General features: G+C 59.7%; 8 protein-coding genes, 2 rRNA genes and 1 pseudogene. 2 read left to right on the top strand and 9 right to left on the bottom strand.

Features of this window, described 5'->3' with window-relative positions; translation table 11 throughout:
* Nucleotides 1-9 precede the first annotated feature (9 nt).
* Both mraZ and coq7 read right to left on the bottom strand, forming a co-directional pair.
* Nucleotides 10-438: a division/cell wall cluster transcriptional repressor MraZ gene (gene mraZ / locus BTH_RS17865; RefSeq protein ID WP_004194130.1), complete on the bottom strand. Its 429-nt coding sequence runs from the start codon at nucleotides 436-438 to the stop codon at nucleotides 10-12.
* Nucleotides 439-824: 386 nt separating this feature from the next.
* On the bottom strand, nucleotides 825-1451 hold the full coding sequence (gene coq7 / locus BTH_RS17860) for a 2-polyprenyl-3-methyl-6-methoxy-1,4-benzoquinone monooxygenase (protein WP_009888740.1): 627 nt from the start codon (nucleotides 1449-1451) through the stop codon (nucleotides 825-827).
* Between the two features lie 280 nt (nucleotides 1452-1731).
* Here coq7 and BTH_RS17855 point away from each other — a divergent pair, with 280 nt between their 5' ends.
* Entirely contained in the window at nucleotides 1732-2892 is a 1161-nt protein-coding gene (locus tag BTH_RS17855; RefSeq protein ID WP_009888738.1) for a porin, read from the top strand.
* Between the two features lie 236 nt (nucleotides 2893-3128).
* On the opposite strand, the gene BTH_RS17850 is transcribed toward BTH_RS17855, so the two are convergent.
* From BTH_RS17850 to tnpC, 3 genes and pseudogenes are all read right to left on the bottom strand, one after another.
* Complete coding sequence (locus BTH_RS17850) at nucleotides 3129-4802, bottom strand: long-chain fatty acid--CoA ligase (RefSeq protein WP_009888736.1); 1674 nt, start codon at nucleotides 4800-4802, stop codon at nucleotides 3129-3131.
* Between the two features lie 139 nt (nucleotides 4803-4941).
* Complete coding sequence (locus BTH_RS17845; protein ID WP_009888735.1) at nucleotides 4942-7017, bottom strand: molybdopterin-containing oxidoreductase family protein; 2076 nt, start codon at nucleotides 7015-7017, stop codon at nucleotides 4942-4944.
* A gap of 128 nt (nucleotides 7018-7145) precedes the next feature.
* Nucleotides 7146-7727 (bottom strand): annotated as a pseudogene (tnpC, locus tag BTH_RS17840) (IS66 family transposase); the annotation flags it as partial.
* Between the two features lie 64 nt (nucleotides 7728-7791).
* Here tnpC and BTH_RS17835 point away from each other — a divergent pair.
* On the top strand, nucleotides 7792-9051 hold the full coding sequence (locus BTH_RS17835) for an IS256 family transposase (RefSeq protein WP_009891862.1): 1260 nt from the start codon (nucleotides 7792-7794) through the stop codon (nucleotides 9049-9051).
* Here BTH_RS17835 and tnpB read toward each other — a convergent pair.
* The 4 genes from tnpB to BTH_RS17815 all read right to left on the bottom strand — a co-directional run bounded on the left by tnpB (nucleotide 9021) and on the right by BTH_RS17815 (nucleotide 13110).
* Entirely contained in the window at nucleotides 9021-9353 is a 333-nt protein-coding gene (tnpB, locus tag BTH_RS17830; RefSeq protein ID WP_349675176.1) for an IS66 family insertion sequence element accessory protein TnpB, read from the bottom strand. The two genes, BTH_RS17835 and tnpB, sit on opposite strands and share 31 nt — an antisense overlap.
* Before the next feature lie 50 nt (nucleotides 9354-9403).
* On the bottom strand, nucleotides 9404-9811 hold the full coding sequence (tnpA, locus tag BTH_RS17825; protein ID WP_009888727.1) for an IS66-like element accessory protein TnpA: 408 nt from the start codon (nucleotides 9809-9811) through the stop codon (nucleotides 9404-9406).
* A 188-nt stretch (nucleotides 9812-9999) separates the two neighbouring features.
* Nucleotides 10000-10113, bottom strand: a 5S ribosomal RNA gene (gene rrf / locus BTH_RS17820).
* Nucleotides 10114-10230: 117 nt separating this feature from the next.
* Nucleotides 10231-13110: ribosomal RNA gene (locus BTH_RS17815) — 23S ribosomal RNA — on the bottom strand.
* Nucleotides 13111-13381: the final 271 nt, after the last annotated feature.

Genomic DNA, 13381 nt, shown 5'->3' with positions numbered 1-13381 from the left:
TCACCGCAATCAGAACGTGAAATTCTTCAGCGCTTCGGGCATGCCCTGCGCCATCGCCGCCTGCTCCTTCGCGGTGTAGGTCTGCGCGTCCCACAACTCGAAGTGACTTCCCATTCCCAGCAACATGACTTCCTTTTCCAGCCCGGCCGCCATCCGCAGCTCGGGAGACACCAGAATCCGGCCCGCGCTGTCGAGATCGACGTCCATCGCGTTGCCGAGAAAAATACGGCGCCACCAATGCGCATCCATCGGCAACGCGGCGATCTTCGCGCGGAACACCTCCCACTCCGGGCGCGGAAACAGCAACAGGCAGCCGTCCGGGTGCTTGGTCACAGTCACCCGTCCTTCTGCCTGTCCTTGCAGCGCTTCGCGATAGCGGGACGGCACCGACATCCGTCCTTTCGCATCGAGCGTCAGCGCCGACGCCCCTTGGAACACTTTTCCGCTCTCCCGATCAGGGCACCGAAGCCCCTGCACAATGCTGAGAATCTAGCCGGAAAAGCCCGGCAAATCACACAAAAATACACTTTCTCACACTGTCTCCCACTTTAGAGGAACGCCTATGGGCGGTCAAGGGAGCGGGCCGTTTTTTTGACGAATTTTGTTAGTCAGAACAAGGACTTACGCTCACCTCCTCAAGCCGCCCCTCATGCCAAAAAACGTTATAAATGAATGGGCTAGTGCATCTTGTGAAAGTGGTACATGAAAAGCGCGCCCCAGGTGGGCGCGGCGGCAGGCATTTCGGAGGGGGAAAAGCGCGGGAGGAGAGGCGGGTATCCGTCGTCTGCCGGGACGTCGCGAATGCGGCCGTCCCGGCGCATGTCTCACAGATAGTATGCAGTGCTTGTCATGACTTTGGATGCGGCGCGCATCAGCATGCGCGCCGGCATCGGCAGCTCGATGCCGCCCGCGTCGGTCGCCGTCTTGCCGTGCTTGACTTCGTCGGCGCGCATCTGCTCGACGATCGCGCGCGACTCGACGTCGGCAGCCGGCAACTCCGATAAATGGCTGTCGAGATGGCTCTCGACCTGCCGCTCCGTTTCGGCCATGAAGCCCAGGCTCACCTTGTCGCCGAGGCGTCCGGCAACGACGCCGATCGCGAGCGCGCCCGCATACCACAGCGGGTTCAGCAGGCTCGGCCGCGAATCGAGATCCTTCAAACGATGCGCGGTCCACGCGAGATGGTCCTCCTCCTCCCGCGCCGCATGCTCGAACATTTCCTTGAGCTCGGACGAAGACGTCGCGAACTTCTGCGCCTGATAGAGCGCCTGCGCGCAGACTTCGCCGACGTGATTCACCCGCATCAGCCCGGCCGCATGCTTGCGCTCGGCGGCGGAAAGCTCGGCAGGCGCCGCCGCGGCGGGCTGGGGCACCGGGCGGCTCATTCGGCTCACGCCCGCAATCGAGCGCAGGCCCCGGTCAAATTCAGAGATCAACTCGTCAAACAGCATCACGTTTCTCCGTGCGGGCACTTTGCACGCAGTAAGGAATTCGTAACAATTTTATTGCGGCTACCCACCACGGTAGCGCTCGGAAATAGCGGTTAACCCGTGATTTTAACCATTGTTGCGTAAAGGAAACATGGAAGACGCGTGTACCGCTCTTTCTCTTTGTCCCAAAAAGCCCTTTTGCTACATTACGAGCGGCTTCATTCGAAGTTCACGCGGGTATCGCCATCAAAAACAACCATCGGCCCGCCACAATAAATTTGTCATCCTTGGAGATCTTTTAATGAAAAAGTCGCTTCTCGCGCTCGTCGCGCTGAGCGCGTTTGCTGGCGCGGCTCACGCGCAAAGCAGCGTGACGCTGTACGGCATCATCGACGAAGGCTTCAACATCAATACCAATGCAGGCGGCAAGCACCTGTACAACCTGTCGAGCGGCGTTTTGCAGGGTAGCCGCTGGGGCCTGCGCGGCACGGAAGACCTGGGCGGCGGCCTGAAGGCACTGTTCGTCCTCGAAAACGGCTTCGACGTGAACTCGGGCAAGCTGAATCAGGGCGGCCTCGAATTCGGCCGTCAGGCCTACGTCGGCCTGTCGAGCAGCTTCGGCACCGTCACGCTCGGCCGTCAGTACGACTCCGTCGTCGACTTCGTCGGCCCGCTGGAAGCAGGCGACCAGTGGGGCGGCTACATCGCCGCTCACCCGGGCGATCTCGACAACTTCAACAACGCGTATCGCGTGAACAACGCAGTCAAGTTCACGAGCGCGAACTACGGCGGCTTCACGTTCGGCGGCCTGTACAGCTTCGGCGGCGTCGCCGGCGACTTCAGCCGCAACCAGACCTGGTCGCTCGGCGCAGGCTACACGAACGGCCCGCTCGTGCTGGGCGTCGGCTACCTGAACGCGCGCACGCCGTCGACGGCCGGCGGCCTGTTCGGCAACAACACGACGTCGAGCTCGCCGGCGGCCGTGACGACCCCGGTCTACGCAGGCTACGCATCGGCCCACACGTACCAGGTGATCGGTGCGGGCGGCGCCTATTCGTTCGGCGCGGCGACGGTCGGCGTCACGTACTCGAACATCAAGTTCATGAACTTCGCGAGCACGGTGTTCCCGAACCAGACCGCGACGTTCAACAACGCGGAAATCAACTTCAAGTATCAGCTGACCCCGACGCTGCTCGCCGGCGCGGCGTATGACTACACGCAAGGCAGCAAGATCGCCGGCGCGTCCGCGGCCAAGTACCACCAAGGCTCGGTTGGCGTCGACTACTTCCTGTCGAAGCGCACCGACGTCTACGCGATCGGCGTGTATCAGCACGCTTCGGGCAACGTGATCGAAGCCGACGGCAACACGGTCGGCCCGGCAACCGCCGCGATCAACGGCCTGACGCCGTCGTCGAACCGCAACCAGTTCACCGCGCGCGTCGGCATCCGCCACAAGTTCTAATAAGCGGGTAACACTCTGCAGTCGTTTAAAAGGCGCCTTCGGGCGCCTTTTTTATCGACCCGACGGCTGGTAAGGAACCGCTCGGCTTGGAATCGGACGGCTGTCCGGAAGAGGAGCGCGAGCCACCCGAAAGAATGCGCCCCGGCTCGCGGCGAACGATTGCGGCGCATCCGCGAGCCCGCCGCGTCGAACCGAGCGGCGAAGCCCGCCCGGAGCAACGGCGACGGCCGCGCGCGTTATGCCTTGCCGTCGCGCAACTCGCGCCGCAGGATTTTTCCGACGTTGGTCTTCGGCAGATCGGCGCGGAATTCGACGTACTTCGGCCGCTTGTAGCCGGTGAGCCGGTCCTTGCAGTACGCGAGCAGATCCTTGTCGGTGAGCGCCGGGTCCTTCTTGACGACGAAGAGCTTCACCGCCTCGCCCGAATGCTCGTCGGGCACGCCGACCGCCGCGACTTCGAACACGCCCGGGTGCGATGCGACGACATCCTCGACCTCGTTCGGGTACACGTTGAAGCCCGACACGAGAATCATGTCCTTCTTCCGGTCGACGATCTTCACGTAGCCGCGCGCGTCCATCACGCCGACATCGCCCGTCTTGAAGAAGCCGTCCGGCATCATCACTTTTTCGGTTTCGTCCGGGCGGTTCCAGTAACCCGCCATCACCTGCGGGCCGCGGATGCAGATCTCGCCCGGCTGGCCGAGCGGCACGTCGTCGCCCGCGTCGTCGCGAATCGCGATCTCGGTCGACGGCAGCGGCAGGCCGATCGTGCCGCTGTATTCGGTTGCCGTGACCGGATTGCAGGTGGCGACGGGCGACGTTTCCGACAAGCCGTACCCCTCGACGATCGGCGTCTTCGTCTTCTCGTACCAGCGCTTCGCGACGTTTTCCTGGATCGCCATCCCGCCGCCGTTGGCGACCGCGAGCTGCGAGAAGTCGAGCTGATCGAAGTCCGGATGGTTGAGCAGCGCGTTGTAGAGCGTGTTGACGGCCGGAATCGTGATGATCGGGTAGCCCTTCAGCTCCTTGATCATGCCGGCGATGTCGCGCGGATTCGGGATCAGGATCCCCGTGCCGCCCGTGCGCAGCGTCAGCAGCCCGCAGACGGTTAGCGCGAACACGTGATAGAGCGGCAGCGCGATCACGGTGATGAACTGCTTGACTTCGGGACGCTTCGAATGCGCAGGCTCGTGCCAGGCCTGCGCCTGCAGCACGTTCGACACGATGTTGCGATGAAGCAGCGTTGCGCCCTTCGCGACGCCCGTCGTGCCGCCCGTGTACTGGAGGAACGCGACGTCGTCGGGCGCGGGCTTCGCCGGCTTGAACGTCTGCCGACCGCCCGCGGCGAGCGCCGCGTTGAAGCGCGTGTACGAAGGCAGGCTCCACGCCGGCACCATCTTCTTCACGCGACGCACGACGTAGTTGACGAGGATGCCCTTCAGGCCGAGCAGATCACCCATCGCGGCGACGACGACATGCTTGACCGACGTCTTCGCGATCACCGATTGCAGCGTCGTCGCGAAGTTCTCGAGAATCACGATCGCCTCGGCGCCGCTGTCCTTCAGTTGATGCTCGAGTTCCCGCGGCGTGTAGAGCGGATTGACGTTGACGACCGTGTAGCCCGCGCGCAGCACCGCAGCGATCGTCACCGGATACTGCAGCACGTTCGGCATCATGATCGCGACCCGCGCGCCGCGCGGCAGGCCGCGGGACTGGAACCACGCGCCGAGCTTGCGCGACAGCGCGTCCAGCTCGCCGTACGTAATCGCCTTACCCATACAGATGAACGCCTGCCGATCCCGATAAAGGCCGAAGCTCTCTTCGAGAAGATCAGGAACAGACGAATACTGGGACGCGTCGATTTCGGCCGGGACACCGGGCGGGTACGATTTCAGCCAAATTTTGTCCATGCGGCGCGTCTCCTCACTGATTTTCGAATGGTCGTGCTAAAAAATGGCATCGTAACGGGTCGGCCCGGTCCAGACAACCGGGTTAGACACTCCTTTCCACTTTGCGTAAGGATGCCGTGAGGGACGTCGTCGAATTGCGTCACGCGTGTTCGACCTCGACCAGACAGTCATAAAAAGTCGCGCCGCGGCCCAGATCCGTAAGAGCCTGGCTCGTTAGCTGATTTGCGTTGCGCCCGTCCGGCGCGAGCTTTTTCCACCAGATCGACAGGCCAACGACAACCCCTTCGCGTGCGCGATCGGTCAGGCGGGCTCTGGCCTGTAGCGAACCGCGATCGTTGAAGATGCGCACCGGGTCGCCGTCGGCGATGCCGCGCCGTGCGGCATCGTTCGGATGGATGTCGAGGTGCGGCTCCCCTTCCGTTGCGCGCAGGCTCGCGACATTGACGAACGTACTGTTCAGGAAATGGCGGGCCGGCGGCGAGATCATCGCGAGCGGATAGCGGGCGGCCAGTTCTGGCGAACCGTCCGTCGACTCGTGCGGCGGCAGGTAGTCCGGCAACGGATCGAGCCCCATTTCTGCGAGCCGTTCGCTATAGAACTCACACTTGCCGGACGGCGTCCGAAAGCCGCCGTTCGCAAACGGCGCATCGGCAAGCTTCAGCTTGAGCCAACCCGCCTGTTTGAGGGTGTCCCAGTCGCTTTGCAGCAATTCATCGCGCCAGCGCAACGACGTGCGAGCGAGCGTTTCGTCATCGTCGTACAACGCCGGCTCGTCAAGCCCCATACCGCGCGCGATGCCGCGGAAAATTTCAGTGTTCGGCCGCGCGTCACCGACCGGCGCAATCGACGGCAGGTTCGCCATCACGTAGGTGTGCCCATACGATTTATGGACATCGAGATGCTCGAACTGCGTCGTTGCGGGCAGCAGAATATCGGCGTAATCGGCGGTATCTGTCTTGAAATGCTCGAGAACGACCGTGAACAGATCCTCTCGCGCGAAGCCTGCGGCGACTTTCTCCGAATCGGGTGCGACCGCGACAGGGTTCGAGTTATATACGACGATCGCCTCGATCTTGGGCCCGAAGTCGGGATCGCCGGGATGCAGCAACGCGTCGCCAATTGCGTTCATATTGATCGAACGTGGCAGCTTGTTCGGCCAATCTGGCAGCAAATCGGGACGGCCGATAGCTGCGGCGTCCACGGGCGCCCACTCTGACGACGATAGGAGCAAGCCGCCGGCACGGTCGCGCCATGCCCCCGTGAGCGCCGGCAGACAGGCGATCGCGCGAACGGCGTTGCCGCCGCCGCGCACGCGCTGCATGCCGTAATTGAGACGAATCGAAGCCTTGCGCGTGCGTCCGTAGAGGCGCGCCAACTCGACGACTTCGTCGGCCGTCACACCGCAGATTTCGGCCACGCGCTTGGGCGGATAGATCAGCGCGCGTGCTTTCAACGCATCGAAGCCGAGCGTGTGGTCGCGAATGTAGTCTCGATCAAGAAAGCCCTCTTCGATCAACACGTGCATGATGCCGAGCGCGAGCGCGCCGTCCGTGCCCGGCTTCAGCGCGATGTGCTGATGACATTTTTCCGCTGTCAGCGATCGATACGGATCGATCGCGATCAACCGTGCGCCGCGACGCTTCGCTTCTTGTGCGCGTGTCCAGAAATGCAGACTGGAGGCGATCGGATTCGCGCCCCAGATCAGGATCAGTTCGCTTTCCTCGAAGAATTCGAAATGCATCCCGACGCTGGCACCGTACGTGTAGCGCAGCCCTGCCGCACCGGCCGCCGAGCAGATCGTCCTTTCGAGGCGCGTTGCGCCGAGCTTATTGAAGAAGCGCTGAGCAATGCTTTCACCCTGAATCAGCCCCATCGTTCCTGCATAGCTGTAGGGAACAATGGCTTCCGGCGCTCGGCGAGCAATTTCCGCCAGGCGCTCCGCCACCACTCTGTTCGCCTCGTCCCAACTGATTGGCTCGAACTGGCCTTCCCCTTTCCTGCCGATTCGTTTGAGCGGCACCGTAAGCCGTTCCGGGTGATGGACGCGCTCCGCATATCTGCTGACCTTGGTGCAAAGGACGCCTTGAGTCGGTGGATGGTCTGGATCACCGGCAACCTTGATGGCTTTGCCGTTCTCAACCGTGACACGAATTGCGCACGTATCGGGACAATCATGCGGACAAGTTGCGCGGGCGAATTGTGCGGGGGTGGTCATGTCTTATTACGCCGTTTTTATCGATTGGGCAATTTTACGCTCGGCGGATACGGAAATTTTTTATCCGAGCTGGTGGCGAGGCGACGTAAGCGTGTCGGCAGCGCCGTCTTGACGACGGGATCTTGATGTCAGCTGTCGTCGCGGAGTTGATCAGCTATGGCCCACGGCATGAGCTGATCGACACGATTGATTGCGTGATCAGCAATGCGGGCAAGGACGAAGCGCAGATACGCCTCGGGATCGATGCCGTTGAGCTTCGCCGTTCCGATGAGGCTATAGATCGCGGCAGCGCGCTCGCCGCCGGAGTCGGCACCGGCGAACAGGTAATTCCGCCTCCCGATGGCCACTCCACGCAACGCTCGCTCGACCGGCAGGTTATCGATCTCGAGTTGGCCGTCGTCGCAATAGCGTGTGAGCGCTTCCCATCGGTTCAGCGCATAGAGAATCGCCCGACTCGTATCGGATTTCTTTGAGAGTGTCTCCAGCGTGGCGGTGAGCCAGGCGTGAAGCTGACTGAGAAGCGGTCGGGCATGTGCTTCTCGATACGCACGACGCTCGTCGGGCGGTTTGCCGCGTATCGCGTCTTCGATCTTGTACAACGCACCGATACGCTCGAGCGCTTCGGTATTCAATGCGTTCGGGCGCGCAGCGTGTAGCTCATAGAACTGGCGTCGGGCATGCGCCCAGCAGGCAGCTTCCCTCACGCGTCCGGTCTCGTGAGCCTATCCGAATGTTTGTGTGTGAGGCATAAACTGATGGCCAAGGAGCCACTTTATGCCACGCAAACGCAAGGAAGAAGTGACGATTGAACCGGGCAAGGGCTTGAACCTGGACCCGGAACTGATCAAGCAACTGGTACCCGGAACGCTGGATCGGGCAACGATCAACGAGCAGCTCGCCGCGCTCAAGAAAGCAATCTTCGAACGCGCGCTGGGCGGCGAACTGACCCACCACCTCGGCTACGAGAAGGGCGATGCCAAGCCGGCAGGCCGCACGAACCACCGCAACGGCACCAGCCGCAAGCGCATCACGACCGACGACGACCTGCTCGACGTCGAGATTCCGCGCGACCGAGAAGGCACCTTCGATCCGGTGCTGATCGCCAAGGGCGAGCGACGCTTCACCGGCTTTGACGACAAGATCATCGCGATGTACGCACGCGGCATGAGCGTGCGGGAGATTCAGGGTTTCCTGCTGGAGATGTACGGCATCGAGGTGTCGCCGGACTTCATCAGTACGGTGACCGATGCCGTGATCGACGAAGTGCGCGAATGGCAGCAGCGGCCGCTCGAGCCGATGTACCCGGTCGTGTTCTTCGACGCCTTGCGAGTCAAGATCCGCGACGAAGGCGTGGTCCGCAACAAGGCGATCTACCTGGCGCTGGGCGTGCGCCGCGACGGCACACGCGACGTGTTGGGCCTTTGGATCGAGCAGACCGAGGGGGCCAAGTTCTGGCTGCGGGTGGTGAACGACCTTAAGCTGCGCGGCGTGCAGGATATCCTGATCGCCGTGGTCGACGGCCTGAAGGGCTTCCCGGAAGCGATCAACACGGTGTTCCCGGAAACGACGGTCCAGACCTGCATCGTGCATCTGATCCGGAACTCACTGGACTTCGCCAGCTGGAAAGACAGGAAATCGGTCGCAGCGGCGCTCAAGGAGGTCTATCGGGCACCGTCGGCCGAAGCGGCCGCCGTGGCGCTGGAAGCGTTCGATACGAGCCCGTGGGGTACGAAATACCCTCCGATTGCCGCGCTCTGGCGCCGAGCCTGGGATCAGGTGATTCCGTTCTACGCCTTCGCGCCTGACATCCGGAAAATTGTATATACGACCAACGCGATCGAGTCGCTGCACATGCAGCTTCGGAAGATCATCAAGGCGCGCGGCCACTTCCCGTCGGACGAGGCCGCGCTCAAACTGATCTGGCTGGCGCTGCGCAACGTCGTTGCCAAGTGGACCGGCTCCCGGCACGATTGGAAGAGTGCCATGACTCAGTTCGCACTGCTTTACCCGGAACGATTCAACATTGGAGTCTGAATCTCAACCCGCCTCACACACGAAATTCCGGATACCCCCGGTCTCGTAGATAGCCTGGTACCTTCGAGCAGCATCGACAGTTGGGCTTGGCTCAGGCAGACAACGCCACCGTCGGCGCGTGGCCAAACGAATCGGCCCCGTTCCAGGCGTTTCATCAGAAGACACATGCCGTCGCCGCTCCACCACAGCACTTTGACCAGATCGCCGCGCTTGCCTCGGAACACGAACACGTGACCGCTGAAGGGATCGCGTTCCAATACGGTCTGGACCTTCGCGGCCAAGCTGTTGAAGCCTGAACGCATATCAGTCACACCCGCGGCCAGCCAGACCTTTGTGCGGCTGGGCAGCCCGATCATGCTGCCGATTCCGGTGTGTTGCGCAACATGCGCAGCACCAGCCGCAACGTGCCCTCGTTGGGCGAGCCCTCGATCCGCACACGAGTGTTACCGACGTTGATCTCTATGGCGCCCATCGCGGCAGCGCCGATCACCGGCGTCGGCGCCACGGTCGCAGTCGGTCGCTCGATCTGTGGCGCTGGCGCTTCCAATGTGACCGGCAAAAATCCCACAGAATCGTATTCGCCGGCACGCAACGCGCGACGCCATTTGAATAACAAGTTCGTGTTCACCCCGTGTTCCATCGCCAGCCGCGCTACGGATACGCCCGGTTCGCAGGCCAGCTTGGCGAGTTTCCGTCGAAATTCGACGGGGTGATTAGGAATGCCTTTGCGTGAAGTTCTCTTCGGTGCTTCTGTTGACACTGTGGTCCCCGCTACTCGCCGTGGTGGGGCCTACTCTGGCAACATTCATTCACACCGTCGAGACGGTACCGGCGACTCGCTTACGGGGCGGTATGGAGGTGGCGTCGGCAGAGGGATGAGAGGGGTGTGGTGGGTGGGGATAAAAAGCAAAACCCCCGCCTGGTTGGGCGGGGGTTTTGGCAAGGGGAGCCTGACGATTACCTACTTTCACACGGGCAATCCGCACTATCATCGGCGTAGAGTCGTTTCACGGTCCTGTTCGGGATGGGAAGGGGTGGGACCGACTCGCTATGGTCATCAGGCAAAGAGGGATGTTCTGCTGGGCAGGCCAACAGAACCAATCTGGGAAGAAGCAGTAATATTGGGTTGTGTGTATCGCACACGAGAATCAACAAGATCTGGCAAGGCAGACTTGTTATAGGATCAAGCCTTACGGGCAATTAGTATCGGTTAGCTGAACGCATTACTGCGCTTACACACCCGACCTATCAACGTCCTGGTCTCGAACGACCCTTCAAGGGGATCAAGTCCCCGGGGAAGTCTCATCTTAAGGCGAGTTTCCCGCTTAGATGCTTTCAGCGGTTATCTCTTCCGAACATAGCTACCCGGCGATGCGACTGGCGTCACAACCGGTACACCAGAGGTTCGTCCACTCCGGTCCTCTCGTACTAGGAGCAGCCCCCTTCAAACTTCCAACGCCCACGGCAGATAGGGACCAAACTGTCTCACGACGTTTTAAACCCAGCTCACGTACCTCTTTAAATGGCGAACAGCCATACCCTTGGGACCGGCTACAGCCCCAGGATGAGATGAGCCGACATCGAGGTGCCAAACACCGCCGTCGATATGAACTCTTGGGCGGTATCAGCCTGTTATCCCCAGAGTACCTTTTATCCGTTGAGCGATGGCCCTTCCATACAGAACCACCGGATCACTATGACCTGCTTTCGCACCTGCTCGACTTGTCGGTCTCGCAGTTAAGCACGCTTATGCCATTGCACTATCAGCACGATTTCCGACCGTACCTAGCGTACCTTCGTACTCCTCCGTTACGCTTTGGGAGGAGACCGCCCCAGTCAAACTGCCTACCATGCACTGTCCCCGACCCGGATCACGGGCCAAGGTTAGAACCTCAAACAAACCAGGGTGGTATTTCAAGGACGGCTCCACCGAAACTAGCGTTCCGGTTTCATAGCCTCCCACCTATCCTACACAGATCGGTTCAAAGTCCAATGCAAAGCTACAGTAAAGGTTCATGGGGTCTTTCCGTCTAGCCGCGGGTAGATTGCATCATCACAAACACTTCAACTTCGCTGAGTCTCGGGAGGAGACAGTGTGGCCATCGTTACGCCATTCGTGCAGGTCGGAACTTACCCGACAAGGAATTTCGCTACCTTAGGACCGTTATAGTTACGGCCGCCGTTTACCGGGACTTCAATCAAGAGCTTGCACCCCATCATTTAATCTTCCGGCACCGGGCAGGCGTCACACCCTATACGTCCACTTTCGTGTTTGCAGAGTGCTGTGTTTTTATTAAACAGTCGCAGCCACCAGTTTATTGCAACCCCTTCACCCTCCTGGCGCAGGCCAGTCAAGCTACCAGGGCGTACCTTATCCCGAAGTTACGGTACCAATTTGCCGAGTTCCTTCTCCCGAGTTCTCTCAAGCGCCTTAGAATACTCATCTCGCCCACCTGTGTCGGTTTGCGGTACGGTCATCGTTAGACTGAAGCTTAGAGGCTTTTCTTGGAACCACTTCCAATTGCTTCGCTCCCGAAGGAGCTCGCGCCACACCCTTGAATCCTGCGCCCGGATTTGCCTAAGCGCCTTCTCCAATGCAGCGACCGGGACTTCCAACACCCGGACAACCTTCCGCGATCCGTCCCCCCATCGCATCTAACAATGGTGCAGGAATATTGACCTGCTTCCCATCAGCTACGCATTTCTGCCTCGCCTTAGGGGCCGACTCACCCTACGCCGATGAACGTTGCGTAGGAAACCTTGGGCTTACGGCGAGGGGGCCTTTCACCCCCTTTATCGCTACTCATGTCAGCATTCGCACTTCCGATACCTCCAGCACCCTTTACAAGGCACCTTCGCAGGCTTACGGAACGCTCTCCTACCATGCGTGCAAGCACGCATCCGCAGCTTCGGTATATGGCTTAGCCCCGTTACATCTTCCGCGCAGGACGACTCGATCAGTGAGCTATTACGCTTTCTTTAAAGGGTGGCTGCTTCTAAGCCAACCTCCTGACTGTTTTAGCCTTCCCACTTCGTTTCCCACTTAGCCATATTTGGGGACCTTAGCTGGCGGTCTGGGTTGTTTCCCTCTTGACACCGGACGTTAGCACCCGATGTCTGTCTCCCGTGATTGCACTCTTCGGTATTCGGAGTTTGCTATGGCGGGGTAATCTGCAATAGACCCCCCAACCATGACAGTGCTCTACCCCCGAAGGTGAGACACGAGGCACTACCTAAATAGTTTTCGGAGAGAACCAGCTATTTCCAGGTTTGTTTAGCCTTTCACCCCTATCCACAGCTCATCCCCTAACTTTTCAACGTTAGTGGGTTCGGACCTCCAGTACGTGTTACCGCACCTTCATCCTGGCCATGGATAGATCACCTGGTTTCGGGTCTACGCCCAGCAACTGAACGCCCTATTCGGACTCGCTTTCGCTACGCCTGCCCTATTCGGTTAAGCTTGCTACTGAACGTAAGTCGCTGACCCATTATACAAAAGGTACGCCGTCACCCCTTTCGAGGCTCCGACTGTTTGTATGCATGCGGTTTCAGGATCTATTTCACTCCCCTCCCGGGGTTCTTTTCGCCTTTCCCTCACGGTACTGGTTCACTATCGGTCGATCACGAGTATTTAGCCTTGGAGGATGGTCCCCCCATCTTCAGACAGGATTTCACGTGTCCCGCCCTACTTGTCGTACACCTAGTTCTTTCATACTGTTTTCGCCTACAGGGCTATCACCTGCTATGGCCGCACTTTCCAGAGCGTTCGGCTAACAATACAAATAAAGAGTACAGGCTCTTCCCATTTCGCTCGCCACTACTTTGGGAATCTCGGTTGATTTCTTTTCCTGCGGTTACTTAGATGTTTCAGTTCACCGCGTTCGCCTCACATAGCCTATGTATTCAGCTATGGATACTCCATTCGGAGTGGGTTTCCCCATTCGGACATCTACGGATCAAAGCTCGTTTGCCAGCTCCCCGTAGCTTTTCGCAGGCTACCGCGTCCTTCATCGCCTGTGATCGCCAAGGCATCCACCACATGCACTTGTTCGCTTGACCCTATAACGAGTCTGTCTCTCGATCATCGTTAGCGCTTGAGCGCTTACGATGATCCGATACACAGTACGCTACAGGTTGAGTTCTCGCGTTGTGCCGTATTCCAAAATCGAGCCGAACATGAAGTTCGAATCATCTTGAGATACATCGATACAATCACAACCCGGATAGTTTCCACGTCCATCTCATTAGACGCTTCCGCTATCCAAATTACTTACTTCTTCCAGATTGTTAAAGAACGACAGCCGATACAGTTTCCTGCATCACTCTGACT

It is taken from the genome of Burkholderia thailandensis E264 (assembly GCF_000012365.1).
Classification (GTDB): Bacteria; Pseudomonadota; Gammaproteobacteria; order Burkholderiales; family Burkholderiaceae; genus Burkholderia; species Burkholderia thailandensis.
The sequence above is the reverse complement of the archived record's forward strand: the minus strand, read 5'-3'. Positions and strand labels throughout refer to the sequence as shown.

Coding starts and splice junctions, on each gene's coding strand:
- coq7 (WP_009888740.1), bottom strand. CDS start 1,451: ATGCTGTTTGACGAGTTGATCTCTGAATTTGACCGGGGCCTGCGCTCG.
- BTH_RS17855 (WP_009888738.1), top strand. CDS start 1,732: ATGAAAAAGTCGCTTCTCGCGCTCGTCGCGCTGAGCGCGTTTGCTGGC.
- BTH_RS17850 (WP_009888736.1), bottom strand. CDS start 4,802: ATGGACAAAATTTGGCTGAAATCGTACCCGCCCGGTGTCCCGGCCGAA.
- BTH_RS17845 (WP_009888735.1), bottom strand. CDS start 7,017: ATGACCACCCCCGCACAATTCGCCCGCGCAACTTGTCCGCATGATTGT.
- BTH_RS17835 (WP_009891862.1), top strand. CDS start 7,792: ATGCCACGCAAACGCAAGGAAGAAGTGACGATTGAACCGGGCAAGGGC.
- tnpB (WP_349675176.1), bottom strand. CDS start 9,353: ATGCGTTCAGGCTTCAACAGCTTGGCCGCGAAGGTCCAGACCGTATTG.